This is a genomic window from Cyanobium sp. WKJ7-Wakatipu, from assembly GCF_024345355.1.
Lineage (GTDB): Bacteria > Cyanobacteriota > Cyanobacteriia > PCC-6307 > Cyanobiaceae > Cyanobium_A > Cyanobium_A usitatum.
In genome coordinates this window covers 13,118-37,566 of the sequence record NZ_JAGQAY010000003.1, presented here as the reverse complement: position 1 = coordinate 37,566, position 24,449 = coordinate 13,118, and the positions used below count along the sequence as shown (strand labels likewise).

At 59.2% G+C, this 24,449-nt stretch carries 31 protein-coding genes; 20 read left to right on the top strand and 11 right to left on the bottom strand.

The window, feature by feature from the left end; translation table 11 throughout:
* Window positions 1-14: 14 nt before the first annotated feature.
* Window positions 15-1,205, bottom strand: coding sequence for a DUF3293 domain-containing protein (locus KBY83_RS02425; RefSeq protein ID WP_255018159.1), 1,191 nt, complete (start codon window positions 1,203-1,205; stop codon window positions 15-17).
* An 87-nt stretch (window positions 1,206-1,292) separates the two neighbouring features.
* On the opposite strand from KBY83_RS02425, the gene KBY83_RS02420 reads away from it, so the two are divergent.
* The 4 genes from KBY83_RS02420 (at window position 1,293) to KBY83_RS02405 (ending at window position 3,809) form a co-directional block, all read left to right on the top strand.
* Window positions 1,293-1,652 (top strand): hypothetical protein, encoded by a 360-nt coding sequence (locus tag KBY83_RS02420; RefSeq protein ID WP_255018158.1) that lies wholly within the window; start codon window positions 1,293-1,295, stop codon window positions 1,650-1,652.
* A gap of 266 nt (window positions 1,653-1,918) precedes the next feature.
* On the top strand, window positions 1,919-2,569 hold the full coding sequence (locus tag KBY83_RS02415) for a thermonuclease family protein (protein ID WP_255018157.1): 651 nt from the start codon (window positions 1,919-1,921) through the stop codon (window positions 2,567-2,569).
* 139 nt (window positions 2,570-2,708) lie between these two features.
* Window positions 2,709-3,347: a hypothetical protein gene (locus KBY83_RS02410; protein ID WP_255018156.1), complete on the top strand. Its 639-nt coding sequence runs from the start codon at window positions 2,709-2,711 to the stop codon at window positions 3,345-3,347.
* A gap of 93 nt (window positions 3,348-3,440) precedes the next feature.
* On the top strand, window positions 3,441-3,809 hold the full coding sequence (locus KBY83_RS02405; protein WP_255018155.1) for an AbrB family transcriptional regulator: 369 nt from the start codon (window positions 3,441-3,443) through the stop codon (window positions 3,807-3,809).
* 219 nt (window positions 3,810-4,028) lie between these two features.
* Here KBY83_RS02405 and KBY83_RS02400 read toward each other — a convergent pair whose 3' ends face one another.
* The 3 genes from KBY83_RS02400 to KBY83_RS02390 form a co-directional block, all read right to left on the bottom strand.
* Window positions 4,029-4,280, bottom strand: a complete 252-nt coding sequence (locus KBY83_RS02400) for a hypothetical protein (RefSeq protein ID WP_255018154.1) — start codon at window positions 4,278-4,280, stop codon at window positions 4,029-4,031.
* 109 nt (window positions 4,281-4,389) lie between these two features.
* Window positions 4,390-4,710: a hypothetical protein gene (locus KBY83_RS02395; RefSeq protein ID WP_255018153.1), complete on the bottom strand. Its 321-nt coding sequence runs from the start codon at window positions 4,708-4,710 to the stop codon at window positions 4,390-4,392.
* Window positions 4,685-5,548: a hypothetical protein gene (locus KBY83_RS02390; RefSeq protein WP_255018152.1), complete on the bottom strand. Its 864-nt coding sequence runs from the start codon at window positions 5,546-5,548 to the stop codon at window positions 4,685-4,687. Before KBY83_RS02390 ends, KBY83_RS02395 begins: the two co-directional genes overlap by 26 nt.
* 102 nt (window positions 5,549-5,650) lie before the next feature.
* Between KBY83_RS02390 and KBY83_RS02385 the strand changes: the two genes are divergently transcribed.
* The gene (locus tag KBY83_RS02385; RefSeq protein ID WP_255018151.1) at window positions 5,651-5,851 is read left to right on the top strand and encodes a hypothetical protein; all 201 of its coding nucleotides are present in this window, start codon (window positions 5,651-5,653) and stop codon (window positions 5,849-5,851) included.
* Complete coding sequence (locus tag KBY83_RS02380) at window positions 5,848-6,111, top strand: hypothetical protein (protein WP_255018150.1); 264 nt, start codon at window positions 5,848-5,850, stop codon at window positions 6,109-6,111. The genes KBY83_RS02385 and KBY83_RS02380 overlap by 4 nt, the downstream gene beginning before the upstream one ends.
* A gap of 9 nt (window positions 6,112-6,120) precedes the next feature.
* Here KBY83_RS02380 and KBY83_RS02375 read toward each other — a convergent pair whose 3' ends face one another.
* Complete coding sequence (locus tag KBY83_RS02375) at window positions 6,121-6,684, bottom strand: hypothetical protein (protein ID WP_255018149.1); 564 nt, start codon at window positions 6,682-6,684, stop codon at window positions 6,121-6,123.
* 9 nt (window positions 6,685-6,693) lie between these two features.
* Window positions 6,694-7,182: a hypothetical protein gene (locus KBY83_RS02370; protein WP_255018147.1), complete on the bottom strand. Its 489-nt coding sequence runs from the start codon at window positions 7,180-7,182 to the stop codon at window positions 6,694-6,696.
* A gap of 116 nt (window positions 7,183-7,298) precedes the next feature.
* Between KBY83_RS02370 and KBY83_RS02365 the strand changes: the two genes are divergently transcribed.
* Both KBY83_RS02365 and KBY83_RS02360 read left to right on the top strand, forming a co-directional pair.
* Window positions 7,299-7,565, top strand: a complete 267-nt coding sequence (locus KBY83_RS02365; RefSeq protein ID WP_255018146.1) for a hypothetical protein — start codon at window positions 7,299-7,301, stop codon at window positions 7,563-7,565.
* Window positions 7,565-7,993, top strand: a complete 429-nt coding sequence (locus tag KBY83_RS02360) for a type II toxin-antitoxin system VapC family toxin (protein WP_255018145.1) — start codon at window positions 7,565-7,567, stop codon at window positions 7,991-7,993. Before KBY83_RS02365 ends, KBY83_RS02360 begins: the two co-directional genes overlap by 1 nt.
* A 9-nt stretch (window positions 7,994-8,002) precedes the next feature.
* Here the strand turns inward: KBY83_RS02360 and KBY83_RS02355 are convergent, their stop codons facing one another.
* Window positions 8,003-9,373, bottom strand: coding sequence for a DUF4055 domain-containing protein (locus KBY83_RS02355; protein WP_255018144.1), 1,371 nt, complete (start codon window positions 9,371-9,373; stop codon window positions 8,003-8,005).
* Window positions 9,374-9,700: 327 nt separating this feature from the next.
* Between KBY83_RS02355 and KBY83_RS02350 the strand changes: the two genes are divergently transcribed.
* Window positions 9,701-10,483, top strand: a complete 783-nt coding sequence (locus tag KBY83_RS02350) for a DUF3427 domain-containing protein (protein WP_255018143.1) — start codon at window positions 9,701-9,703, stop codon at window positions 10,481-10,483.
* 22 nt (window positions 10,484-10,505) lie between these two features.
* Window positions 10,506-11,072, top strand: coding sequence for a hypothetical protein (locus KBY83_RS02345; RefSeq protein WP_255018142.1), 567 nt, complete (start codon window positions 10,506-10,508; stop codon window positions 11,070-11,072).
* A gap of 23 nt (window positions 11,073-11,095) precedes the next feature.
* Here KBY83_RS02345 and KBY83_RS02340 read toward each other — a convergent pair whose 3' ends face one another.
* From KBY83_RS02340 to KBY83_RS02330, 3 genes are read right to left on the bottom strand one after another with little or no spacing between them, the layout of a single operon-like run.
* The gene (locus tag KBY83_RS02340; RefSeq protein WP_255018141.1) at window positions 11,096-11,581 is read right to left on the bottom strand and encodes a sigma-70 family RNA polymerase sigma factor; all 486 of its coding nucleotides are present in this window, start codon (window positions 11,579-11,581) and stop codon (window positions 11,096-11,098) included.
* Between the two features lie 38 nt (window positions 11,582-11,619).
* Window positions 11,620-13,293 carry a phage terminase large subunit gene (gene terL / locus KBY83_RS02335; protein ID WP_255018140.1) on the bottom strand — a complete coding sequence of 558 codons (1,674 nt, stop codon included), beginning with the start codon at window positions 13,291-13,293 and terminating at the stop codon, window positions 11,620-11,622.
* Window positions 13,293-13,919: a hypothetical protein gene (locus KBY83_RS02330; protein WP_255018139.1), complete on the bottom strand. Its 627-nt coding sequence runs from the start codon at window positions 13,917-13,919 to the stop codon at window positions 13,293-13,295. The genes terL and KBY83_RS02330 overlap by 1 nt, the downstream gene beginning before the upstream one ends.
* 124 nt (window positions 13,920-14,043) lie before the next feature.
* Between KBY83_RS02330 and KBY83_RS02325 the strand changes: the two genes are divergently transcribed.
* The 9 genes from KBY83_RS02325 (at window position 14,044) to KBY83_RS02285 (ending at window position 20,961) form a co-directional block, all read left to right on the top strand.
* Window positions 14,044-14,199: a hypothetical protein gene (locus KBY83_RS02325; protein WP_254942766.1), complete on the top strand. Its 156-nt coding sequence runs from the start codon at window positions 14,044-14,046 to the stop codon at window positions 14,197-14,199.
* Between the two features lie 389 nt (window positions 14,200-14,588).
* Complete coding sequence (locus KBY83_RS02320) at window positions 14,589-16,319, top strand: AAA family ATPase (protein WP_255018138.1); 1,731 nt, start codon at window positions 14,589-14,591, stop codon at window positions 16,317-16,319.
* 78 nt (window positions 16,320-16,397) lie between these two features.
* Window positions 16,398-17,012, top strand: coding sequence for a hypothetical protein (locus KBY83_RS02315; protein WP_255018137.1), 615 nt, complete (start codon window positions 16,398-16,400; stop codon window positions 17,010-17,012).
* Between the two features lie 2 nt (window positions 17,013-17,014).
* Window positions 17,015-17,242: a hypothetical protein gene (locus tag KBY83_RS02310; protein WP_255018135.1), complete on the top strand. Its 228-nt coding sequence runs from the start codon at window positions 17,015-17,017 to the stop codon at window positions 17,240-17,242.
* Between the two features lie 48 nt (window positions 17,243-17,290).
* Window positions 17,291-17,689, top strand: coding sequence for a hypothetical protein (locus tag KBY83_RS02305; protein ID WP_255018134.1), 399 nt, complete (start codon window positions 17,291-17,293; stop codon window positions 17,687-17,689).
* Between the two features lie 86 nt (window positions 17,690-17,775).
* On the top strand, window positions 17,776-18,213 hold the full coding sequence (locus KBY83_RS02300) for a RusA family crossover junction endodeoxyribonuclease (protein WP_255018132.1): 438 nt from the start codon (window positions 17,776-17,778) through the stop codon (window positions 18,211-18,213).
* Between the two features lie 101 nt (window positions 18,214-18,314).
* The gene (locus tag KBY83_RS02295; protein ID WP_255018131.1) at window positions 18,315-19,031 is read left to right on the top strand and encodes a hypothetical protein; all 717 of its coding nucleotides are present in this window, start codon (window positions 18,315-18,317) and stop codon (window positions 19,029-19,031) included.
* A 58-nt stretch (window positions 19,032-19,089) separates the two neighbouring features.
* Window positions 19,090-19,797 (top strand): ERF family protein, encoded by a 708-nt coding sequence (locus tag KBY83_RS02290; protein ID WP_255018130.1) that lies wholly within the window; start codon window positions 19,090-19,092, stop codon window positions 19,795-19,797.
* Window positions 19,798-20,622: 825 nt separating this feature from the next.
* Window positions 20,623-20,961 (top strand): hypothetical protein, encoded by a 339-nt coding sequence (locus KBY83_RS02285; protein ID WP_255018129.1) that lies wholly within the window; start codon window positions 20,623-20,625, stop codon window positions 20,959-20,961.
* A gap of 464 nt (window positions 20,962-21,425) precedes the next feature.
* Here KBY83_RS02285 and KBY83_RS02280 read toward each other — a convergent pair whose 3' ends face one another.
* Entirely contained in the window at window positions 21,426-22,628 is a 1,203-nt protein-coding gene (locus KBY83_RS02280) for a site-specific integrase (protein ID WP_255018128.1), read from the bottom strand.
* Between the two features lie 537 nt (window positions 22,629-23,165).
* Between KBY83_RS02280 and KBY83_RS02275 the strand changes: the two genes are divergently transcribed.
* Window positions 23,166-24,380: a hypothetical protein gene (locus KBY83_RS02275; RefSeq protein ID WP_255018127.1), complete on the top strand. Its 1,215-nt coding sequence runs from the start codon at window positions 23,166-23,168 to the stop codon at window positions 24,378-24,380.
* The last annotated feature ends 69 nt before the right edge of the window (window positions 24,381-24,449 follow it).

Here is a 24,449-nt window from a genome sequence, read left to right as displayed (position 1 = left end):
AGAGTCGGAAGCTTTCAGGCTGAGCAACGTGGTGACGTATTCATCACGGTCTCATCTGACGAGATCACCATAGTTGCGTTTTCAGTGAGCTCGAAGATGGCACGTTGCTGAAAAAGCCTACCGATCTCGACAGCCTGTGATCGGGTCAATCCTGATACAGCCCAGCAATCCTCTTCCCAAATCGAATTAAGATCAGCAGAGCGCCCAATGACTCTCGTAAGATCCTTGGCTTCGGATATACTCCTGAGGTATTTGCCTAGAATCTCCGTACGTCGAGAGTTCTCTTCTTCTCCCAGAAAGTCTTCGTAGGGATTCTGAGCGGAAATCACATGTACGGGCGTAGATATGGACAGCCGTGTCGCACCTGATCCAGTAAAAACTGTGGATGGGCCTTCAGTGCTGATAATTTCTGTCTCGCAATATGCAGTCCAAACAGCTTCTCGATCAGCAAGAAGTCGTCTTACCCTACCGGCCAATAACTCGAGATCGCGAATGCGCCGCAGAACATCTGACGTATCTGCACCATATTCCAAGACAGTCCTGGCATGGGCGAGATGATTACGCATCTCATTGATCCTCTGAAGAGCAGCCCTGGCTTCACTTTTCGAACTGTAGTCAAGTGCCTTTCGCAGCTCCTCGCATTTAAGAATATATTGAATCGTGGTTATGAAATTGTCGGGTCTTTCACCGGCATCCTGCTGAGCTGCGTCAAGGCGCTTGGGTTCATCGGGTATCGGGCGCCCTTGGTATGAGCCGTAAAGACGACGTAAGCCACGTTCAATCCCCAGGATTACAGCGAAAAGATAGGCTGAAATCGTGGGACGGCCAAGATCCTGACGGCCAATGGTCCCAAGCAAGGATCTATTGGCACGCACAAATAACCAGCCATGTTCGGCAAGCTGTTCAATCGTATAGTGCAGAGACGAGCAGTGATCAACCCAGTGCTCAGCAGGCGTATCAACAGCGTACTGGCCGACCTTTTTGACTGTTCTGTCTACGTCAAGACTCATTCGCAATACAATCTGAGTACCGCCACTACCTGCGACAGGGGCCTGGTCAAGTTCATAAAGCTGCATCAATAGACTGGCCTGCTCCGTTGATACATCAGGGTCCAGCTCAAAAGGATTACGGCTGCAGATATGCTCGGCGAGGAAAACGGTAGTTGCAAGTTCCTCGATTCTCAGATCTCGATCCAGCATTGCCATCGGTCACCCTGATGCGACTATACTTTGCATACGGTCATCATACCGTCCAGTTTCAATTCTCGCTCCACCCCCTTGCGACCTTGAGCCATGCCACCCAGCACCGTTGAACTTGAAGCCATCATTGAGGATGGACAATGCGTTTACTCATTGTCATGGGATACTGATAGCCCGTTTGGAGGATCGGGTTGCGAGCGCGTCTACGCCCTCAATGGAGCTTATGCCGTTGCATTTGATGTCGGAGAACGTTCTGGCCCTTACTCCACACTGTGTGATGCAATCAGTGCGACAGAGCAGCTCTACCTGGTTGGGCCCGCCACGAAAGAAATCGAAAGCAAGGAGCTCAACATTGACGAAATTATCTCCCTGCTTAAGCCATTTGAAGGCGTGGAAGAACCTGAGTTAAAGATCAGGATCAATGGCGTAGTTCGCACGATTCAGTCAAGCTGACCTGCAGTGCAGATCAGGCTTCGTCACATCATCAGATGATTCAGCGGAGCGGGAGAAGCGCTTTGAAAACAGTCATGCTTCTGGCGGCCACCCATCTTCGATCGCACGTCGGGGCCAGCAGCCATCTTTAGCGCTGGCACCGTTCCGTACATCCGTGCTGCTCGCAGCCACTGGTGTGCGGCAATCGATGCTGAGCTGAGCCGGAACTTGCCAATGGCAGTGGCGCTAGCCACTGACTTGAGCGCTCCGGCCGCCATAGTCCCGGCATGTCCAATTCCTGGCTGGCTTCGCTTTCCCTCCTAGGGATTCTCGTGTCGCTTCATATGCCAATGGCATTACAGGCGCAAACGGATAGGGCCACCGTGCTCTCCATCGGCGACGGCGACACGATCCGGGTGCACCAGGTGGGCAAGGCCCTCACCGTGCGGTTGGCCTGCATCGATGCCCCCGAGACGGCCCAAAGCCCATACGGCCAGCAGGCCCGCATGCATTTGCAGCAGCGCCTACCCATCGACAGGGAAGTAAGCCTCAACATCAAAACCACCGATCGCTACGGCCGCTTAGTTGCCGAGGTTTTCAGCGGCGTGAACATAAACCTGGCGCTGGTGGAAGACGGCCAGGCCTTTGTCTACCGCCAATACCTGCGCGGCTGTGATGCCAAGGTTTATCTAGAAGCAGAAGAGCGGGCCATTCGTGCACGCCTAGGGGTTTGGCAGGTAGAAGGCGGCATCACCCGGCCGTGGGACTTCCGCCGCGGACGCCGCGCAGCCGTTATTCCTGATGGCACCACCCCGTGGGGCCGCCGTTACCGCTGCAGCGAGATCAGCTCCTATGCCAAAGCCCAGGAGCTGCTGCGCCAGGGGCACAGCTATCTAGATGGCAATGGCGATGGGGAGGCCTGCGCATCTCTGCGATAAGCAGCGATCCAAAGAGCCATCTCAAGAGGAGTCATCTGCATATAAAGCGTTGTACCTATGCGGTGTTGGCATTGAATCAGCTGTTATCAGCAGTTTGCGGCACCTGAGGGTCTAGATCGGAGCCATTCAGCTGCTGACCATGCACTCCATCTATCGACTTGCGGCCGGCACTGCTGCAGCAGCAGCAATCGGACTCTCGGCTACGCCTGGTGTGGCTGCGGTGTATCAAGCCCTCTGCACCGGTGGCTCGGAATGCACCGTCACCCTGGCTAATGGTCAGATCGGTACCCCTGGACTAGTCATCAAGAAAGATCAGGTGCTCTCTTGGTCGCAGGGTGGCTCAGGAAGCAAAACTGATGTCGGCATGGGCGTTGCTGGCGTTGTGCTCTTTGGCATACCAGGCCTGATCGGCTTTGCTGCCAAAAAACACGACTACACCTTCTCGATCAACTACGTCGATGAAGCAGGCAATATTCAGGCAACGGCAGTTGGCTTCAAGAACAATGTCCCAGCCAATCAGTTCATGATGGAAATGATGGGTATGACGGGGTTGAGCCTCGGGGAGGTCAACAAGGATCTCCAGGGGCGTATTGATCAGATCAAGGCAGAGTCAGCCGAGAAGGCACGCATTGCGTCACTGGACTGCGCCCGTGCGCTCAAAACCTATAGCTGCAGCTGGGATGCCTACGTAGCAGCCAACCCAGCTGTCCAGATTTGGGCCAAGAAATACCCCTCAATGGTTCCAGCAGAGAAGGCGCGGCTAAGAGCAATCGATTGATCCCGTGGAGCGGCTGGTACGCATTAAACACATTAGGACTGGATAGTGGTGATCTGGCTGGTATCTTCCTAGCGGGGATATTCCTTTGTACTTATGTTTACCGGTCCTGAACTGCTCGCCAAGCTCAAGGAGCTTGGCGATGTCTCAAAATCTGAGTTGGTGCGTGAGTGCGGCTACTGGAGCACCAAAAAAGATGGCAGCGAGCGCCTCAACTTCACCGCTTTCTACGAGGCACTGCTAAACGCCAAGGGGGTGAACCTCGGCACCGATAGCAACGGCCGGAGTACTGGCAAGGGTGGCCGCAAGCTGAGCTACACCACCAAGATCCAGTTCAACGGCAATCTCATGATGGGCAAGGCCTACACTTCCATGCTTGACCTCAAGCCAGGCGATGAGTTTGAGATCAAGCTGGGCAAAAAGCAGATCAAGCTGATTCCGCTTGGCAGCACAGAAGAGGAGTGAGCAGCTGCTAGGCGGCTGCTAGTGAGCATTTGTTGCGCGCAGGCAGCCGCCATCTGTGATCTCTTGCACAGTGACAGCAGGCGCCAGTGAGTTAGGTGCCGGCATGAGCGCCTGCACTCCCTTGCCCGGCCGCTCCAGAGAATCCCCCGCTCACCCCGGGGGTTTTCTGTTGCTGGATTTTTGAGCAGCTCTGCGCAACCTCTTGGTCTGCCAATTCCGTCAGCGCGGCAACGGGCACAGCAAGGGCCCTGGCATGCGGCAGGTGCGCCAGCCCCCCTTAGTGGTGGAAACCTCCACGCCGATCAGAGCAGCGGGGTCGTTGCTTTCAGTGATCGGTTCAACCCAAGCAATCGCATCAGCAATTGCGTCATCAAGGCTGCTGTATTGGGCGTCGAGCTCACGGTGCGGCTCACAGCCACCATCAATAAGGCGGTAGCAACGATCTACCCCTTGGCCAGTTGAAATCTGCATCCGCTTCCTCTTAGTTTTGCCGGGCGCACCTAACGGAGCGGCCCAGCTCATCACGATGGCTAGCCAGCAAACCGCTTGGCTGTATCGAGCAGAACACGTTGATCAGTTGTTACAGCCAGCCCCGATAAGCGCTGCGCTGCTTTCGGGCACTGGCCTTAGATCGAGCAGAGCCGAACTGGGGACTGACGCCATTGCGGCGGCGTCTTACCCAGCTGCCCTGGCGAATCAGGCGGCTATCGGCAGCATTTGCCTGCTTCACAGACACCAAAGTTCCATAGCCCGCCTTATGGCGAGTACTAGCGCGGCTGCGGGCCTGACTTGCGCTGCTGGCTGGCACCACCGTGGCGGTGCTCCTGCGGCTCCAGAACGCCAGGTAGTAACGCCAGCTCGCCATGTCTTTCAGCTCACCGGCGGCTGTTGCGGCCGCCACTGGTCGTAAAGCCAGCCCGGTAAAGCTCACTGGCACTCATCGCCTGGGGGTTGAGAACCTCGCCAAAGCCACTACCAGCGGCGGGCGTTATGGCCAGCCCAGGTGTCCCCGTGCCCATGGCACCGCGCTGTTGAAACAGGAAGCCGTAGACGGGGTGGATGCGCAGCTGATCGAGGAAGTCAGCGGTGCTAAGTGGCCGCCCGTCATCGCCCAGCAACGGCTGGCCCTGGCTATCGAGTGGTTCGAGCACATCACTTCCGTCCTTGCCGGCGCTGAGGCGAAAGCTCTCCCCTAGCTGACCCTTGAAAACATCAAAGAAGGTGCCGCGCCCGTCACCGCCGGTGCGGCCCTCTGCTTCTGAGAAAGCGCGCTCCAGCAGCCGTTCCTTGCGCAAGGCCAGCACAAGGGCCTGGGCGCCATCGCGTTCAGCAGCCACGGTTGCCACCTTTTTGGCGGAGGCTTCTTCCATCTGCCGTTCGCGCAACTCCACCTGCTGCTCCAGCAGTTGCTTCTGCCGTTCTGCCTCCTGCAGGCGGGAGTATTCCTCTGGGTTGATTTCAGAGAAGCGTGTCAGCTGCTGCCTTACGCCACGCAGTTCTTTTTCAAGGTGGTTGGTGCGGCGCCGCTCGGCCTTAAGTGCCTCGCTGAGGCCGTCCTTTCCCTTTGTGGCCGGCTCATGGCCACTGGAGGCAGGATCATCGGTGCTACTTCCGTTGTCATCAGAAGAACTGTCCTGCTCACTGGCGTCTGTGTCGCGGAGGTCCAGCAGTTCGTTGCCTTCACCCGAGCTGCGGGGTGTGTTGATGTTGGTGCTGGAAGCTGTGGTGCTTGTGGCCATGACCCGTCTCGGCTGTCAGTGGGATGGCAGCCCATCACGGCGCTGCTGTTACCTGTTGCCGAGGGGGGGCCTGTTTCGGGCAAGCCGCCTTAGCCTCAGGGCATGAGCACCGTTCAAGACATAGAAGCTGCCGTGGAGCAGCTAGCTCCCGAGCAACGGGCCCAGTTCCGCGCTTGGTTCGAAGCCTTTGATGCCCATGAATGGGATCTGCAAATCGAGCAGGACCTAGGAACTGGTCAGCTGGACTGGCTGGCTGAGGAAGCCCTTGGCGATCTGGCTGCCGGGCTCTGCACCGATCGGTGAAGCATCGCGCCAGTCCTCGCTTCTGGTCCTCCTACGAAGCCCTTCCCGTCGCTGTGCAAGAGCTCGCTGAACGGACCTACGAGCAGCTCAAAACCGACCCACGCCACCCGTCGCTGCACCTCAAACGCATCTGCAGGTTCTGGTCTGTGCGGGTGGGGCTGAGGCATCGCGCCTTGGTAGTTCAAGCATCAGAAGATGAGCTGCTTTGGGTATGGATCGGCACCCACGCTCAGTACGACCAGCTCCTCAAGAAAGGCTGACGAAATAGCTCACTCCAACCGATTCGGCTTAAGCGTGCCAAACACCCGCTCACCAATCAGCGGCTGCACCAGACCGCCAATGCCGCCTGAGCCATAGCTGGCGCCAAACTCCAGCACCGTGAACAGGGTGTACTGGGCATAGGGATCTACCCCTGCATCACCTGCGGCATTGAGCAGGGTTAGATCACCAAGCCAAATTGAGCCCTCGCATGGGGCCACAACAGTTCTGCCTCCGGAAGACACACGCCGGCCGTTCTGACTCCACTGCAGCTCCTTACTCAGCCAGATCGCACCAGGGTTGGGAGGCAGCCGGGTGGCACGGCAGATCATCCCTTGAAAGGTGAAGTCACCGGTATCAACACCAGGGCCGTTATCTCTGGCGGTGATGTAACGGGAGCGCTCAAGAAAGCACTCGAGTACGTGGCTAGCCACCACAGCAGAGGTCGTGTCACCAGGGATGGCGTTTTCGCCCAGCAGTAGCCGGGCATTGGCAAATGGCTGCAAGGGGGTGGGGCCCCATAGCGCTGAGTTGCGCTGGTGCTTGCCACTGGTGATCTGGCGGGGGCTGATCATTGCCAGCGCTCAACCCCTCAGCAGGGCCGCGCTGCCAGTCATCACCGCGGCAGCAGCTGTGAACTGAACCCAGCTAGCCAGCCCTGGCAGCAGGAGCAACAGCTGTTCTCCGTAACGGCGCCGCTGGTTAAGCAGTGCCGCCGCGCAAGAGCGGGGATTGGCATAGACGGTCTCGCTCTCCTGGCGCAGCAGCGCTGTGTCGTAGGCGATTACGTCGGCTTTCTGCAGTGGTGCATCGCCGCCGGCTGCAACCGAACCAGCGAGCGGCCCGGAGGAGGAGCGCTTCTCGATTGCCTGCTCCTGCTCCGGGCCAGGCGCCAGCAACTGCTGATCGATCAGTGCCACCGCATCAAGCAAGGCGCGGGCACTGAGTACCCCAGCTGGGTGGTGGCGCTCCAAGTCCGCCATTGCCCGTCCGATGGCGTCAAGGCAGGGCACAGTCGCCGGCAGGGCTAGCGCCTGACGGATGGCTTCTTGATCCTGCGGTTGCCAGCTCACCGCGGAGCCTGAATTCAGCAACGGGACTACTACGCAGCATCCAGGGCCATTGCCGACCATGCAAAACCTGTATTACAGTTGCTCCATTCGTCGTACTGGGTTTAGCCCTGCGGGCCATGCCGCTCACCGTCAGGCTCGATTCCGACACCGAGCACTTTCTCAATGACCTGCTGGACGAAACCGGCCAGGACAAAAGCTCTCTGATCCGCCAGCTAATCCGTGAGCGCTGGCAGCAGCGGCAGCCACGACCCTCCATCACCCAGCAACTGGGCGGCCATCCACAAGCCTTCCTCGATACCCTGCCAGCAGGCAGCGCGGAACGGCAGCAACGGCGCCGGCTTCTTGGTCAGCACCTACAAAAGCGCCGAGCGGAGCGGAGCTGATGCAGCGGATCTTGATCGATTCCGGCATCCTGCTGAGCTACTACCAGCAGCAGGAACCGCTCCATCAAGCGGTTATCGCCTTCTTTGACCAGAACACTGCTCAGCTCATCACCTCACCTATTTGCATCGCTGAGGTGCTCTGGCTGCTTGGTAATCCAGGTAACCCCGGAGTGCTGGCTGCTCAAAACCACCTGCTTACTGCTGTGAGTCGTGGTGGCATTGAGGCCATCAACCTGCTTCCAGAGGACTATGCCCGTGTCGCCGAGCTCAACGGGCGCTACGCAGACCTGCCAGGTGATTTCGCCGATCTCACCTTGGTGTCCCTCTCTGAGCGGCTTGATATCGCTGAGATCCTCACGCTTGACAGCGACTTTGATGTCTACCGGCGTTTCCGCAAGCAACCCTTCTGCCGGATTCCTCTTGGCTGAGCAAAGGCCCTAGGTAGATGCCGGGGCAATTCCGGCCAGATCCCCCAGCCATTGCCGTAGGGCCTGCTCGCTGATGATTCCCCGCTCCTGCAGCTGGAGCATCTCGCTCACGGTTGGCTGGGGCTTGGGTGCTGGTGCCAGCGGGCTGATCTCCACCGTCAGGGCAGCACCTTCCTGCACGGGTAGCGGTTCACCGGTGATGGCGCACCAGTGCTGCAGCAGAGAAGAGAACATCGAGGCCTTTTGGATCGCCTGGCTCTGCAGCAGGGCGTAGGCCTGGGAGGCCGCCATCGAGATCTCCATCGCCGTGCGCGGTGCCCCCTGGGCAGCAGCGGGGATCAGGGCATCACGGCGCATGCCTTGATCCAGCGATTCCAGCCAGGCGCGGTGTTCAGCCAAAGACCGGGCCTGGATCTCGACGAACTGGAAGCTGGCTCCCTCCGGTAGGTCGATGACGCTGTTTGGTCCCAGCACCACAGGCTCACTGGCTGAGCTACTTCCCATCGGGCCAGCCACACCGGTGCGTACTCCCACCGGCAGTGCCGTTCGGTACAGCAATTCCTGGTAGTCGCTCTGGCAGCGGAAGTGGTTGAGGTACTGGTGGGCCAGACCAAGGTGGGGCAACTCCCCCTCTCCAAAAGCAGCGCCATGGCTGGCATACCAAATTGCAGGTAGTTGGTTGATGCCGCGGTAGTGGCGCTTATCAAGCCGTTGCGTGCGCCAGCCGCTGGGGGCCTGGGGATCGGGCACAAGGGTCTCAGTGCTTAGGTCCATGCCAGCCACTCCGGGGCCATCAGCATCTAGAGAAGCTGTCAGGTACTGCCAGGGGTGGGGTGGGGGATCCTGTGCAGGTGGTGTGTCGGTGGTTGGGTGAGGGGCATTGGGGCGCCGCTCCCGCCAGGTGATCGCATCTGGCAGCGCATGGTTGCCGGGCAGGTGCCAGTGCAAAACATCTCCCCGCTCATTAAGCAGCAGCCGCGGCAACGACAACCGGTCGCCATTGCGCAAGGCCTGCTGGCGATCACCCTCGCTGGGCCAGAGGTGAACCGGTGGGATCACACTTACAAGGGCAGCACCATCTCTGAGCACCAGCAGATCAGCGGCTTCTAGGAACACCCCCAGGTCGGTGCCGCAGCCATCCACATCACTGATCACCGCCTGCAGCGTGGCCGGCAGCTCACGCCAATGGCTGGAGGCCAGCATTCCGGCAAAGGTGCGCAGGGCATCACGAAAGAAGCCCGATGGCAGGGCTGCCTCTACCCGGCGCCGGTACGCAGATTCAGGTTCCCGTTCGCCGCGGGGCAGGTAGTGCTCTCGGCGGCCCGAAAGCAGGTGCCAGCAGTCCTGCACCAGCTCCAGGCGAGGCAGCAGTGCCGCCAAGGTCGGGTGGAGGGGCCAGGGGATCGGACCAGTGGCCAGCGACAGCAAAAGAGATCAGCAACTGCGGGCTATTGCCGGCGGGAGAAATTCAGCATTTGCCGGGGTGGCTTTGTTGGCGGGGCTGCTGTGATCGTGTATCCGGCTAAACAGGTGGTTATCGGACCTGCACAAGATCCCGCAGCAAGATGCACCAGCTGCAAGCAATCAAGTTGACATATAAATTTCAGCAGTCGCCAGTGGGAGGCCTAGAGTCGCTTAGGCTGATCGGGGCGGATTGGGCGCTATGGATTTCACTCTTAATCAGTGTTGGCTACACAGAGGGAGCGAATGACTAGTCATCCATTTATTGTTGGCGAAAGATATACAAAGTCCGACATTTACAGGGTGTGCGAAGTTCCTGCATCAAAGCAGAAGGGTAACTGGAACACTGGATATACAAAATACGAAGGAGACTGGTTTATTTTTTGTGGCGTGGGTGTGCCAGGCCGTACAGGTCATAATTATGGAAACCATTTTGCAGGTGATGACCTTATTTGGTCCGGGAAAACCGCTTCTCATGTCGGTCAGGAATCAATCCGCTCATTGCTAAATCCAGTTGAAAACATATACGTCTTTTACCGTGAGGAAGACAGGGATCCTTTTACCTTTGCCGGTCTCGCGCATGCAAAAGATCACAAAGAAGTAGTACCAGTGGAAATCACCTGGTCTTTCTCGGCCTCTGCAGCCCAGCGACCCGAGGTTCTGCCAGAGGAGGTGGAAAACCCTGAAAGCTATGTGGAAGGTGCAACAAAAACTATCTCAGTCAATATTTATGAAAGGAATCCACAAGCAAGGAAAGCCTGCTTGGTGGCTCATGGCCACCGATGTTCAGTGTGCGACTTCAGCTTTGAAGCGTTGTACGGCGAGATCGGGCGAGGCTTTATTCATGTGCATCATTTGAAGCAGTTGGCAGATATAGGCTCTGAATATCAGTTGAATCCATTAACAGATCTCCGGCCTGTTTGTCCTAACTGCCATGCGATGCTTCATCGCAGAAGACCCGCCTTCTCAATCGAAGAACTTGTTGAGTTGCGAGACGCCGCTAAAAAGGCAATCAACCGGACGCACTAAACCGTGCCGGTTATTCCCACCGTTGGCAATCATTTTCAAGCCGATCCTCAGCATGCCTAAACAGACATGGTCAGCCGTTAAGACTGTTGTTGGCAAGCTGAGCCAGGATGAACTTCTTGGCCTTGTCGCCGATCTCTACCGACTCTCCAAGCCGAACCAGGCATTTCTCCACGCTCGCTACGCGGATGCGGAGGCTGCGATGGAGGATTGCAAGAAGATCATCTCCGACTGCCTGTATCCGGATATGCAGCGCGATCGCCCTCTGCAGGTCGCAAAAGCCAAAAAGGCTGTTGCTGATTTCTGCAAGGCGGTCGCTGAGCCAATACTCCATGCGGAACTGATGGTGTTCTTTTTGGAGCAGGGCAATGCCTTCACCGTTGAATACGGCGACATCGATGCAGGCTTCTACGACGCCTTGCTCGTCATGGCCAGCGGCGCTGTCCAGGCGATCTGCGGACTGCCAAAGGAAATGCAGGAGGCCTACGGGGAACGGCTCGCCGAGGTCGTGCGCTCGTCTTCTTATATCGGCTGGGGCTATCACGATGGACTCAAGCAGATCTACACCGCTGCCTTTCCTGACTGGAATTGACGGCTACTCCGGGCAAGAGGACATCACTCCAAGGATTCATCCGTTTGGCTTAGCGCCATCGCCACCACCCGCACTGAGCAGGCGGCTGCGATCTCAACCCAACGCTCTGGCGTGAGCCCCAACTGCTCGGGGATCTGATCTGCAGCTATGCCCTGCCGCAGCAGCTTCTGGCCCCTGGCATGTAGCTCCCGCCAGCGGCCGGGAACTGAGATCAGAAAGCCCTTATCGCGCAGGTAGTGGGTGATCTCGCCGTTCACAAATGGTCTGGCGTAGGCGATGAAGTTGGAGCTGCTGCGGTTCATCCGCTTGCAGTCGTAGCGGCGTGATGCCTTGATCAACCCAATTGCTGCCAGCTGCTCGAGGTCTTCTTTGGGATGGCCGGTGCGGCGGGCGTAGTTGCCCGCCACCTTGGCCGCAAAGTGCAGATGCTCCACCACCAGGGCATCAGCAGCGCCGTGGGGCGAACTGCAGGGTCGCTGCCGGCAGTGGTTTTGGGAGACAGGGCTCATGGCAGGGCGGCAGTGAGGGGTCGGGGGCTATCCCCCCATCAGCGGGAGAAGAGCAGCGGTCTTGCGGCAGTGCTGCCGCTGCCTCGCCAGTGCTGGTTTTGCAGCCAGATCACCCCCTGGCAGAAGGCATCCACCAGGTCGTCATGGGCGGCATTGGGAAAACCCAGCAGCTCAGTGATCAAGTCGTCGTTGCCAGGGCAGAAGCCCAATTGGCCGGCCTCAAGCAAGGGGGCGACGGCATGGGCGCGGCTCACCTTGCTGCCGACTGGCCGCACTGCGATCAGTCCAGGTATCTGGCGCTGGAGCAGCTGACAGACCGCCGGGCCATTGGCGGCGTCTTCTATCAACACCGCATCGGGGCCTAGCCCCTGCGCCTTCAGAGTGGCCAGGCACTGGCTAAGGAATTTGACAACATCCGGCAAGTCGAGGTGGTGGTGCTGGCTCCAGAGCACCTCAATGCGGTGACTCGGTGCTTCTGATCTGCTGATCGCACCTACAGGTGCGACTTCTCCACTGCGCGCAGAAGCAGCGGTGCGATGTAGCTGCAGGCCCTGGCCATGGGCCTCAACTGCAGGGTGAACAGCTCGCTGCTCTGCAAGCAGACCGAGCAGCACAAAAGCGCAGTAGTCGTTGGCCTCGCCGCCCTTAAAGCTCAGGTCACAGCTGAGCACCAAAGGAGAGAAGGGCTTCTGCTGGCCTTTCTGGGGCTGGCCCCTATGTACCGGGCCCCTCTGGGGCTGCTCCCTTTGCGGCGTCTGCAGCAGCCAGTGCCGCTGGAACAGCAGACCCTCAGCCGGTGATGGTCGCTGCTGGTAGAGGGCATTCCACCAGTAGCTGCCGGCGCGGATGCGGATCTGCTCAAGCTCCGCAGCAGGAAACCGCTCTGGGCATAGCGGTTGACCGGGCTGGCGCCAATCAGGCTCGAGGCTGCAGGTATCAGGAAAGCGCAGTTGCTGGGCCGGATGTTCAGCAATGGCCGGCAGGTTGAGCACCTGCCAGTGCTGCGGTGCGGCGCCACTTTCTTGGCTCAGTAGCCAGCCGATCAGATCGTCCTGATGCCAGCGGGTGAGCACCACCACCTGGGCGGCGCCAGCGGCGCCATTTACGCCTGGTTCTGATCTAGTCAGCCAGACGGATTGGAACCATTCGATCAGCTTCTGGCGTTGAGCTGCGGAGTTGGCATCTTCTGGGCCCTTGTACGGGTCATCAATGATTCCTAGTGCATAGCCCTTGCCCGTAAATGGTCCCCGCACACCGGCGGCAATGCAGCCGCCGCGATCAGGGGTGAGCCAGTTACCAACGGCGGTGGAGTCCTTGGAGAGGGGATGACCAACCGCGCGGTAGTAGTGCCTCGCTTCTCGGCTATGGGCATAGGCCAGCTCGGCTGAATAGGAAGCAATGGCGCAGAAGCGTGTTGGGTAGCGGCTCACCCAGTAGGCGGGAAACAGCTTGGAAACCAGGAGCGATTTCCCCAAGCGCGGCGGACAGCAGACGATCAGGCGATTGAGCTCGCCATCAGCAACCCGCTGCAGCAGGGCAATCAATCTCTCGGCCCAGGTGTGGAAGGCGTAGCCGGGATAAGCGGCCACGATGAAGTCACGAAAGCTCTGCTGCTCCTGCTGCTGGGCTTGGCTGCGGTTGGGATCGGGAACATCCAGCAGGCCCCAGTCAGCCCAGAGGTCGGTGGCCGGGTCTAGGAGCAGGCCTGCCATCAGAGCCTTTTCTCAGGCGCCGATTCAGGTGGCTTGAGTGGTGCGCGCAGCATCCCGCCGATCTCGGCGATCACCCGGAAGGCACCGACGGCTGCAGAAAACTGCTCAGCCTCCATGGCGCGGCGGGCGCATTCATTGAGGGCAAAGATCTGCTCGGCCTGATGCCGCTTGCGATCGCGAACCAGCTCCTCGACCATGCGCTGACGGGCAACGTTGAGGTAGCGGTTGAGGGTCTGGATGTTCGTGACGTTCCAACTGTCACGAGCGTTCTCGTAGATCTGATTAAGGGCTTTGCGTTGTGCAATCCAAAGCTGGGCCTCAGCAATGCGGCGCTCCACCTCGTAGCGAGTGGGTCTGGTTGCATTGGGAGCGGGCTTGCCTTTGACGCGCCGCGGGGGGTTGCGATCACCGATTGGTCTTGAGGGATCGGTAGGTGCGTAGAGGGGTTTGCCTTCCCCGTCCTCAGCGTTAGCCGCATCACGCAGGAGCTCGGCGTTGTCCTGCTCGTCTGCAGTGGGCTCCTCTACCAGTGCGGCCGTAGAGCAGCTCGGCGCAGCGAGGGACGCGTCGCTTGACGCGGTGCCCGCAAGAGAGGGGGGCGAAAGAGAGGGGTCCGGCTTAGCCACTGAACTTGCTACCTGGGATACCGCTGCGCAGTCATCGGAGATGGGGCATGAGCCCGGTCCGATCAAATGCTAATACGCCGCCGTATGGAGCGGTTAGCGTGCAGCGGCAGTGCACTTTTGGGGCATGAAGGATTCCAAGATCGTGATCGTGGGGGAGGTGATGGAGCGAGTAGAGGCAATGATTCCGCCGTATATCAGCAGGACGGCCTGGATCAATTTGCTGCTGGAGCAGGCCTTGGCGGAGGCGGAGCAGAAGTGGGAAGCCAAGGGTCGTGCCTGAGCTACCTACCCATGCGCAGGGGGAGTCAAGCTGGGCACCTGAAGACGCCGTCTGCGAGCTCAGCGGGCCTAGCCATTGGCAGAGCGACTTTGAGGAGCGCGCCAGCTGGTGCGACGCCGAGATGCGGGCATACCTGCTGCTCCAGTGGGTGCCCTATGGGCTGGAGGCTGCCTTTAGCGAGGAGCTAGCCGCAGCTGGGCACTACACCCGCCTGCAGAAAATGCGCAGCACCCAGGCACTCGACGACTGGGACGCTGCCAATCCAGTCACTTCCAGCCGTGAACGAGCAGCGTTCAGGGAACTGAAAAGGCTGGGTATCTATACCCAACAAGACTATTACCTGCCAAGTAAAGCTGATGAGCAAATTTACAGCAAAAGACTTAAAGAAGTTGAGCGCAAGATCGGCCGCCGAGAAGGAAGCAGAGGAGGAAACCCACAGAAGCCACAAGGTTCTGATCGAGCACGTCGAGCGCGCCGCCGAGGTCACTAGGGGCTGGAGCGATCACGCCGCCTTGGAGTGGACTGAGGAATACCTGGTGCGTAATGGCATCACGGTGCCAGCAAAGCTGAGCATGTTCCTAAAGGAGGCCAGTGGCCTGTGGCTTGCCATCCCGGAGCCAAGGCGTAAAGGAGAGCGGATGGATACGACACCAACCCCTTGGGTGTGGGAGGGAGTCGTGATGGCCGGAGCCATGAACCTGCTTGTGGCACCACCAAAGATTGGCAAGTCAGCGCTGATGGTCGGGATGATCGCAGCGTGGTGGCACGGCGAGGCCGAGTACCTGGGGCGACCACTACACGGCACCTGTCCGCGGGTGTTCGTTGTTGGCACGGATCAACCAGAGAACGACTGGTTCACGCTGCTCAAACGAGAAGGCCTGATTAGAGAAGACGGAACGATGGGCGGCCCAGTAGAGGCCCTATGGCACGCAGGAGCTCCCTTGCACCTAAACGAGCAGGGGATTGGGAAGTTGAGCCAGTTGGCGCAAGACAACCCTGGCGCGATGTTCCTTGTTGACAGTTACCACGCCTGCGTCAGCCCGCTTGGCATCGATGAAGCCACCAGTGCATTCGATGGTCCGGCCAGACGGCTGCAGGAGGCGCTAGCGCCCCATCAAGCAACGCTGGTAGCAATCCACCACGCCAACAAAAGCGTATCTGGCGGAAACGCGACGAATGCATCACGGGGAAGCAATTCACTGCCAGCAGCGGCAAGCCTGACGATCCTGATGAACTGGCTAAAGCAGCCGGTCGACGGGCAGACGCAAAGCGACTTCCGCGTTGTTGTTAAGACGCAGGGGCGCGCCAAAGGTTCGACGTTGCTGGTGGAGCTAGAAGACAACGGCTGGGTGTGCCATGGCGATGGCCAGGGCGTGCTGCAAGCGGAGTCACTAGCGGCAGCGCAGCTGGAGCTGAGCGGGCGTCAAGCAGACGCCTTTGACTACATCGCAGAGCGGTGGGAGTTAGGAGGCTTCCAGGTCTCTGGCGTGGAGCTTGCCAGCCACCTGAACCTGCAGGGGAATAAGGCGAACCGTTGCTTGCAGCAGCTGCTGGCTAAGGGTCTGATCGAGAAGGTCGGCCAGAGCGAACCTGCAGAGCAAGGGGGGCGGCCATCAGGCCTATTCGCCCCCACTAACCCCCTCCCCCCAGAGGGGGTGATAAAGGGTGAAAAAGGGAAAAACCCCTCGCGTACGTACGAAATAAAGGGTTTTTCACCTTCTTCTTCTTTTACACACGCGTACGGGGGAGGGGGGTTAAACACACCCCCTGTTGAACCCGCTGCAGCCACTGGAGAAGCCGTGGCTGCAGCAGAAGGCTTAATCACACCCCAGCCCCAAAAGGGGATGGCTGTCGAAAAGCTCGGCAGCGATGGGCGCTGGCAGAACGGCTGGGTGATCCAGGACGCCAGCAAGCCCCACAAGGTTGAGATCGTTCGGCTGGGTAACCCGCTGCTGAAGTTCATCGCCCAGCGCTGGCTCCTAGACATCAGGCCTTGCTCTGGCTCTCCATGGCCAGCTGGCGACCCTGGCCATGAGCTGGCGCAGCCAGAAGAGCACCGAGGCCTAACCGGCCTGGTTGAGAGCGCTGAGTCCGGCTCACAGGAAGAGGACTGGATCTAGCGGCTGCCCTGTTCAACGACTTCATATGCCTAGGTAAGGGTATATTCAGAAGATCTGCGGCTGTGCCTGTCTCCCTTAATGCTTGCTCCCCTGCCCATCCACTTCGATGCCAGCTGGCACCGCTATTGCTGGAAGCCAACAGGGGAGTGGCTGCTCCATTCCGTCACCAAGGTCACAGGAGCCAGCAAGAGCGAAAGCCAGAAGGCGGTCTTCTTGAAAACGCAGCACCTCTGGGAGCCCCGCGGTAAACACGTTCACGCCTGCCTTGAGGCCTTCCTCTCCGGTGGCCCGCAGCTGGATGCGGGTGACTACGGCGACTGGGTTGAACCTTTAGTGGCACACCCGTTTTGGAGCAAGGTCACACCGCTGGCGATCGAATACCGCGTCTGTGACCTGGGCCGCTCGATCGGCGGCTCCCTCGATGCCCTTGTGCAGCACGACAACGGCAAGGTGCTGCTGCTTGATCTCAAAACCCAGAGCAGCGCCAGGGCCAGCACCTACAGCACCGACGCCCAGCTGGGCGGCTACCTCTCCATGCTGAAGCTGCATCACCCAGCGCTCTGTGTCGATGAGTGCTTAACGGTCTGGTCCAAGCCAGGTAAGAGCGTCATCACCAGGGCAGCCGCTGCTCAGTGCGGAGCGGCCTGGACCGGCGCCGTTGACCAGTTCATGGGCTACCAGGAGTTCCTGTAGCCATGCAGCTCCACCCCGCTACAACAGCTGGCTTGCTGTTCGGCATTGGGCTCGGTGTGCTGCTGATCCAGGCAGCACCAAAGGGGAGCCTCGCGCCTGCTGGCTATGCCGGCCTGCTTTGCAGCTCGCAGCCACCGCCTAGGCCCAAGCCAAAGGTGCTGCTGGCATTGCAGAGCGCGGCTAGCTGCAGTTCCGCTCAGCGAGCCGATGGACGCGGCACAGGTCCCTAGTCCTGCGTAGCCGCTTTGCCCTCCCTAGTGCCTAGAGCATCACTTGCGATGACATCAACCGATCTACTGAGCGCCCATAGCGGTGGCAGCCCGCAGGCCCCCCGGGGCGCAGCGACCAGCGGTAGCGCCGCAGTATCAGAAGAGCTGCCGCCAGCACAGCGGGCGATCAAGGTGGCTGAACTCAAGGCGCTGATCAAGGCCGCAGAAGCCGATCTGGCTCTGCAGCTAGAAGCGTTCGATGCTGATTTGGCAGCCGGGAGGCTGGATGAGTTCTCCTACCAGCCAGGGGTTTTTGAACTCGGTTCGATCACCTTGAACCGCAGTAGCAGGGCCAGCTGGCGCTACAGCCCAGCAATCAAAGAACAGCAGAAAGCAGAGCAGCAAAACGGGGCCGCAACTCAGGTGATCAGCGAGTTTTGGAGGATCAGCGCCCAGGAGACGTTTTGAGCGTCACCCCATCGGTTGGGCTCAGTGATTCGGAATTACAAACCGCACCTACCGGTGAGACATCACTAGGTCCCGCGGCCGCAACCTTGACCCTGCGCATCTACGGGCTACCCGGGCCCATGGGCTCCAAGCGCCATCTCGGCCATGGCGTCATGGTCGAGAGCAGCAAGAAGGTCAAGCCCTGGCGCTCTGATGTCATGGCCGCTGTTGTTGGCGCATACCAGGGCCCCCTAATAGCTGCCCCCGTATCGGTAGAGGTGGTGTTCCTGTTCTCCCGTCCCAAGGGGCACTACGGCAAGCAGGGGCTAAGAGCCAGTGCACCGCTGCACCTGGTCAGCCAAGGCGCAGGTGACATCGACAAGCTGTGCCGCTCCACTCTCGATGGCATCTCAGCTGGCGCCGGTGGAGCCCTGCTGCGAGATGACAGCCAGGTAGTGAGCCTGCGCGCCAGTAAGCGGTACTGCGCAGCAGGGGAGCGTCCTGGGGCCCTGCTGACGGTGATCGTGCTTGCAGAGCGCAGCTAGCAACGGAGCCGGCCTGCGAGGTGGGATTGTTGGCGCGGCTAGCAGGCGATAAGGAGAATCTTCCGCTAACGTAGGGGTATACCACTCCTGCGCAGGCACACTTGTCGACCCCCAGCCGAGCCGTCCCTGAGCGATCCGAGTTCGGACGCGTCATCCAGCGTTGGTTCAAAGCCAACGGCTGGCCGCAGGATGTGCCCCATCGCCTGGCAAAGGTCACCGGTGCCCAAGGTCCTTGGAACAGCCAGATCAGCTGCGCCATGAACGGCAAGCTTGATCCCAAACCGGCCTTCTTTCTGGCTTTTGGCGCCTTCAATGACGCCGTTGCGCGCCAGTCCTATCCAGGCGTCACCGACCGCAAACTCCTCGATCAGCTCAAGGGAGCCACCCCTCTAGCTAAAGACGACGGCACCCCCTACAGCGCCGTTGAATTCTTTGCCCTCTTTGCTGGGATGCTGCAGTCACCTGAGGCGTACAAAGAGGTCTCTGCTGGCGAGGAGATCAGCGACGAGGAAGCCAAGGCCCGCAGCGAAGCCCTGCGGCGCGCCTTCCAGGACGTAGCCAAAGATCAGATGCTCAGCCCCAAGGAGGCCTGGGAAAGCCTGCGGCCTCACATCAAGAACCTCGATGCATCCGCCCTGAACCGTTTCAAGGAGGTGCTCAGCGGCTGGGGGGACTACAGCGGAGCGGAACTGATGGAACTTGCGACCAGCGGTCCCTACTCAGAACCAGGAATGGCCCTAGAGAGCTGGGCCTCAGGAGTAGACGGCGTCAGCGGCATTGAACTGGCCCGAGAAGCGCGGGCAGCAGTGGAGCGATAACTACATACGCAGGCGTATGGCAAAGGGTATATTCCTTGCGTAAGCAGATTTGCTGTCCATGGACTCATGCCTCAAGGAGCTCCCCAAGGCCCTTGCTGCCTTTCAAGCCGAGCACCACGCCGCAGGCCGTGACAGCAAGGGCAACTACGGCGCCTACACCTCGCTAGCTGGCGCCCTAGCTGCCATCAAAAACGCCACTGCTCATGGCCTTAGCCACTCGCAGACCCTTCACCCGTTAGGGGAAGACGTGATGCTGCTGCGCACCAGCGTCTTCCATGTCAGTGGCGAGCTGCTCTGCAGTGACCTGCCGATCCCGCTCAAAACAGAAGGCCGCGCCAACTACTGGCAGGGACTGGGATCTGCAATCACCTATGCCCGTCGCTACAGCCTGCTTGCCATCTACGGCCTGGCCGGAGAAGACGACGAAGCAGAGGCGGCCCCTGTCCCGGTCGCCAAAGCAAAGCCTGCCGCAGCCAACTCAATGCGAAATTTGCATACCCCTGCGCAGGCATCACAAGTAGAGGCTCTAGAGGTGCCCGGGCCGCCTGCAGTGGAAGCAGATACGGACATCTGCTGGCTTGAAAAGGAGCGCCATGGCCGCATCGTCGAGTCACTCAAGTGCGCACCAAACAAGGCCGAGGTGCTCACAGCTTTTAAGGAGCACTTCAAGATCGCGACCCCAAAAATCAGCCCCGCCCAAATACAGCTCCAAACGCACGCTGACTTCCTTGAAGAACAACTTGGACTCGCAGTCCTCTCTGCCTAGCGCGCCTGGCGGTGCTGTTCTGCCGATCAGCGGTGCGACCGAAAACCTAATAACAGCAGCACTGGAGCTGCTCAAGCTCGCCTTATCGCAAGTCAACCAAAATGAAGCTCAACGTATCCAATTTGCTGAACGCACAAACCAGTGCGACACCCCCTGCCAACGGGGAAGCGACCAGCAGGTCAAGGCAGCTCTTATCTGCAGCGCAATGCTCAGCCTCGAGCAGCTCAAGCCACCTGCGGCGAGTCTTTCATTACCTCAGTTCTGCTCAGGGCTACCTCGCAGACCAAAGCGAGCGGCAAGTTAATGCTGCCCTAGCGGGCAAGCCTCACTGCCCCAACCCACATGGCGCACCTAGCGGTGATGAACTACAAGGCGCACCTAGCGGTGCGACGTGGACGCAGGATCCGGCGCAGTCTTTACGGTTCCTCTGCTCTGACGTTGCAGCCAGCAGGGCAAAAGCCCTTTGCCACCTGTACCCAGACATCGCTATTTCGGTGGTGAGTTTTCGCTGCGCCTCCCTAGGGACATGGTTCGCGGTAGCTGAATGAGTAGCCAGGAGCAAAGAGAAGCAGGCCTGCTGAGCGCACCTACCAGTGCGGATTTACACAGCGCACCTATCGGTGCGACTCACACCAGCCGGTGCCAGGAAGCTGAATTCACCAAGAGGAGACCAAGGCCCTGCACTCCTGGATACAAGAACCGCAACCTGGTCCAGTCAAAACTCACCGACGAGTTATATCGCAAGGCCTGGGTTTATTGCCGCGATCACGGTTACAGCTTTAGCAGCTTTACCCGTTCCCTTTACGAATCCTTTTTCTCAGAATCATGAGTGACTTCAAAGCAGCACTGCCTCAGGTAATCAAGTGGAGCACGGGCGAGAACAAGTACGACCAAACCGGTAAAAGCCCAATCTCAATGTCATTGTTTGTTCCGGTTGAATCAGCATTTGCCTTTGCTCAATATGTGTTGAACATGGCAGATGATGAAACCCGTCATAAACCCGGCAAGATCTGGGACTACAGCAGCAACTGCGAAATCGAAGTCCAAGGCTTTTACATCAACGGCAAAGGTCGAGACGGTCAAGGTGGTAGCAGCTACGGCAACATCAATCCCCAAAGCACCAAGTGGCAGCAGGGGCCCAGTGAGCAGGAGATACCCTTTTGATGACTTCTCAATCTACAGAGACAGACATGAAGACGGAGCTCCGCACTTTGTGCGCTGACCTTGCTGGCCATCTGGCATACATGCACGCACAAATGGAAGAGGCGAATCAATACTCTGAGCTAGAAGATTACTACTGGTATCGAGAAAGCGTAAAGCTGCTTAAACGTGCCCGCACCGTCCTGGCTAAGACTCCAACTACTACCTAGTCCCATGAAAAGCAAGTCAGCTTTGAAAGACCCACCTAGTGGTGTGACCTGGATTCCACAGCGGGCGGCTGCAGTGCACCTTGGCATCAGTGAGCGCACCTTGCAACGCTGGAGGACTGCGGGACTCCTCATCGTGGGAGTGCATTACCGCCGTAAGTTCCCTAGTTCCAATAGCCCACTTCTTTATCAGCTGGAGCGCTGCGAAGAAGCCATGAACGAAGCCTGCTTTAGAAAGGTGCAGACACTTGAATTAGCGATTTAGCTAGTGGTTTCTAGAGCTGCATCAAGCGTCTTAAGTGTTGAGCTGGCCTTGGCAAAAGCAGCTTCTGCGCCAGCTTCCGTTGCCCAGGGGTAGCTGCGGCAGTGAACCTCGATGCTGTGACCCATCGCCAGCGCCATGGAGCCGTTGTCGATGCCGCGCTGATGACCACGCACGCTGTAGCTGTGCCGGAAGGAGTAACAGGTCAACCTCTCATCCTGGGACTCCACTTGCTCCTTGAGTGACTTCCAGCCAGCTCGCCGGCTCAGATAGGTGGCAATGGAATCGGCAGCACCATTGCCTGAGCGCAAGGCCGGCAGCTCGATCAGCCGAGCCTGCCAGCGCGGGAGCAAGTTCCACTCCACTGCTACATCGCCTGGTCTATCCAGCTCGCCTAGCGGTGCGGCGTCGACAAGCGGTAGTGGCCACAGCCTGCGTGGCTTGGTAACTCCACCGCCAGAACGCTTTTCGTAACTGCACCACCAGTAAGGCGTCTTGGTCTTGGGGTCAGTCCTGACACTCAGGTGCAGCAGCTCAACTGGACGCAGGCCCAGCTCACTCATCAGCCGGATCACATCAGCCCAGCGCCGACCAGCCTCATCATCAGGAAAGGAAGCAAGCAGGTTGAGGATCTGCTGGTCTGTAATTGCATTGCTTTTCTGGCTGGTGGCGCTGGCAGGCTTGCGTCCAATCGCATCCTTGAGGTCAGCTGGTGGCTGCCAGATCGCCGGCAGTCGCTCGCGGCTAACGCAGTACCGCAGGAACTGAGCAAGGTTGCGTGCCCGCTCCTGGCGGCTACGACTGCCGGGCTCCCATTTCCTAATGCAGCCATCGATTAGGTCCTCTGGTGTTGTGGGTGGTTTGCGACTAGTGAGCTCGCCAACAGCTTCTGTAAGTACAGGGACATATTTCGTCTGCCATGTCTCTGGCTTGATGGCAGTGCCGTGGCTGAGCTTTTGCTGCTTAAAACGCTCCAGTGCACCGTGCCAGTCGTGCTGCTCAATCAGCTTTGGTGCCTTGCCGGCAGCTAGCTCTTCTGCCTGCTTGAGGGTGTGACCCTTCTGGACGAGCGCGTAGATGTTGCGGATGCGGACGTAGGCGTCACCAGCAGACGAAGCAGTCCACGAGAAGGGGAGGGTGACGGCCTGCTCGGTATTGCTGCTCTGCTCAGCGGACTTGACGGGGCTACGCAACTTCAGCATTACTCGTCCCGACTTTGGCGACTCACGCACAGTCCAGCCGCTCCCAAGCTGCCGGACCTGCTCACGAAAGGAGATTGCCCAGTGATCCAGGTTTTTGACCTTGGGCATGAAAGGCACCCAAAAGGCACCCAAAACCTACCGGATCTGTCCCGACAAGGCCAGACAGCCCGAGCCAAAACAGTTGGTATGACTCGAAAACCCTGTGGTGGCCAACCCGCCAATCTGGCTTTGGGAGCACTAGGTCGCAGGTTCGAATCCTGTCGCCCCGATTCAGTGATACCAACGGCTCTCGGGATTCCCGGGAGCCTCTTTTTTTGGTCAAATTGGCCAATGTACGAAAAATGTACGAATGGCCTGGCCTGCTGGACGCATGGAGCGCTCCGTTTGGCCGCTTTTTGGTCATTTTGAGAAGCCAGGAGCCGCCTGGGGTCTCTCCCTAAAACCCCTGCTACTACTGCATTTCACCCTGCCAACTCTTGGCAGTTCACGCCACTGCATGCCAACCTGTGGGGCTGAATCTCTCCCAGAATCTCTCCCATGCCCCGCCCGAGTGTCTGGGTAACGGTCCTGAGGGCTGGTCTCTCCCACAGCCTCTCCCAGGAGGGCTGCCGCTCCGGAATCACGGTCAACGAGAAGCGGGGCAAGGCTCGGGTCAATATCTCCGAGGCCCTGGGGAATGGCCGCCGCAGGCAGGTGCCGTTATCGATCGACTGGGCACCAGAAAATGTTGACGCGATCCGAGAAGCCACCCTCGCCATCTATCGCGGCCTTGTCGCCGGCCAGCCAGTTGAGGTCGCCATCGAAGCCGTAGCAGGGGAGCCGGAAGCCGGCATCAGCAACGCTGGGCCCATCAACTGGCCAGCTTTGATCGAAGCGTTCCGCGAACGCAAGCTGGGCAGTGGCGAGATCAAGCCAACGACGTGGACCAACATCTACGCCAGGCGCATGAAAGTGATCCTGGCTGCGGTTGATCGAGCCGAGACGCCTGTGCAGTTGCTGGAGGCCATTGCAGCCCCATGGGCGAGCCAGCCGGGTTGTCGCGGACGGCAGCTCCAGGTGCAACAGACTGCCGCAATCCTCCGTTGGGGAGTTGATACGGGACGCCTACCGGCTGAGTGGGCACCTCCTTTAGATCTCAGTCCCTATGTGGGGCGTAAGCGAGAGGCTGCTGCCGTCACAACGCCTCTGGCCGTTGGGGAGATCCTGGCCCTTGTGGAAACGATCCCCGATTCGAAGTGGCGCTATGCCTTTCAACTGCTCTCCGCCTATGGGCTCAGACCGGAAGAACTGCAGCATCTCGAACTTCGTGGTGGGCGGCTGTGGTGCACCTACTCAAAGGTCTCCAGTCGTGGCAGGACTGAACCCAGGCCGCTCCGGCTGTTGCCCTGCGACCGCTGGGCAGCTGAGTGGAACCTTGAAGCCAACTACCAAGCCGATCGACTGCCGCCCATGAAACCCGGACTCGGTGCCGATGCCATGGGCCTCTACATGCGCCGCCGGGAACTTTGGACTGAGCTTCGGCAGCGGTATGAGGCAGAAGGCGAAAAGCTGGTGCTCTATTCCTGCCGCCATGCCTACGCGCACCGCGCTCACACCCTCTGCACAATGCTGCCCACCAAGTTTGTGGCGGCTGCCATGGGCCATAGCCTTGAAACACACCTCGCCGCTTACAGCCGCTGGATCGGAGACGATGAAGTGGATGCAGCATTTGAGCGGGCTGCCCAGCGGATGGAGCAGCTCGAAACCGCTTGATGTATGGGGCATTGCTGGCAATGCTTGTAAGCCAACATCACTACATACTTATGTTCTTGGATTGGTCGC

Excerpts from the sequence above, each read along its gene's own strand:
- KBY83_RS02425 (WP_255018159.1), bottom strand. The coding sequence starts at position 1,205 with ATGGCAATGCTGGATCGAGATCTGAGAATCGAGGAACTTGCAACTACC.
- KBY83_RS02420 (WP_255018158.1), top strand. The coding sequence starts at position 1,293 with ATGCCACCCAGCACCGTTGAACTTGAAGCCATCATTGAGGATGGACAA.
- KBY83_RS02415 (WP_255018157.1), top strand. The coding sequence starts at position 1,919 with ATGTCCAATTCCTGGCTGGCTTCGCTTTCCCTCCTAGGGATTCTCGTG.
- KBY83_RS02410 (WP_255018156.1), top strand. The coding sequence starts at position 2,709 with ATGCACTCCATCTATCGACTTGCGGCCGGCACTGCTGCAGCAGCAGCA.
- KBY83_RS02405 (WP_255018155.1), top strand. The coding sequence starts at position 3,441 with ATGTTTACCGGTCCTGAACTGCTCGCCAAGCTCAAGGAGCTTGGCGAT.
- KBY83_RS02400 (WP_255018154.1), bottom strand. The coding sequence starts at position 4,280 with ATGCAGATTTCAACTGGCCAAGGGGTAGATCGTTGCTACCGCCTTATT.
- KBY83_RS02390 (WP_255018152.1), bottom strand. The coding sequence starts at position 5,548 with ATGGCCACAAGCACCACAGCTTCCAGCACCAACATCAACACACCCCGC.
- KBY83_RS02385 (WP_255018151.1), top strand. The coding sequence starts at position 5,651 with ATGAGCACCGTTCAAGACATAGAAGCTGCCGTGGAGCAGCTAGCTCCC.
- KBY83_RS02375 (WP_255018149.1), bottom strand. The coding sequence starts at position 6,684 with ATGATCAGCCCCCGCCAGATCACCAGTGGCAAGCACCAGCGCAACTCA.
- KBY83_RS02365 (WP_255018146.1), top strand. The coding sequence starts at position 7,299 with ATGCCGCTCACCGTCAGGCTCGATTCCGACACCGAGCACTTTCTCAAT.
- KBY83_RS02360 (WP_255018145.1), top strand. The coding sequence starts at position 7,565 with ATGCAGCGGATCTTGATCGATTCCGGCATCCTGCTGAGCTACTACCAG.
- KBY83_RS02350 (WP_255018143.1), top strand. The coding sequence starts at position 9,701 with ATGACTAGTCATCCATTTATTGTTGGCGAAAGATATACAAAGTCCGAC.
- KBY83_RS02340 (WP_255018141.1), bottom strand. The coding sequence starts at position 11,581 with ATGAGCCCTGTCTCCCAAAACCACTGCCGGCAGCGACCCTGCAGTTCG.
- terL (WP_255018140.1), bottom strand. The coding sequence starts at position 13,293 with ATGGCAGGCCTGCTCCTAGACCCGGCCACCGACCTCTGGGCTGACTGG.
- KBY83_RS02325 (WP_254942766.1), top strand. The coding sequence starts at position 14,044 with ATGAAGGATTCCAAGATCGTGATCGTGGGGGAGGTGATGGAGCGAGTA.
- KBY83_RS02315 (WP_255018137.1), top strand. The coding sequence starts at position 16,398 with ATGCTTGCTCCCCTGCCCATCCACTTCGATGCCAGCTGGCACCGCTAT.
- KBY83_RS02310 (WP_255018135.1), top strand. The coding sequence starts at position 17,015 with ATGCAGCTCCACCCCGCTACAACAGCTGGCTTGCTGTTCGGCATTGGG.
- KBY83_RS02305 (WP_255018134.1), top strand. The coding sequence starts at position 17,291 with ATGACATCAACCGATCTACTGAGCGCCCATAGCGGTGGCAGCCCGCAG.
- KBY83_RS02290 (WP_255018130.1), top strand. The coding sequence starts at position 19,090 with ATGGACTCATGCCTCAAGGAGCTCCCCAAGGCCCTTGCTGCCTTTCAA.
- KBY83_RS02285 (WP_255018129.1), top strand. The coding sequence starts at position 20,623 with ATGAGTGACTTCAAAGCAGCACTGCCTCAGGTAATCAAGTGGAGCACG.
- KBY83_RS02280 (WP_255018128.1), bottom strand. The coding sequence starts at position 22,628 with ATGCTGAAGTTGCGTAGCCCCGTCAAGTCCGCTGAGCAGAGCAGCAAT.
- KBY83_RS02275 (WP_255018127.1), top strand. The coding sequence starts at position 23,166 with ATGCCCCGCCCGAGTGTCTGGGTAACGGTCCTGAGGGCTGGTCTCTCC.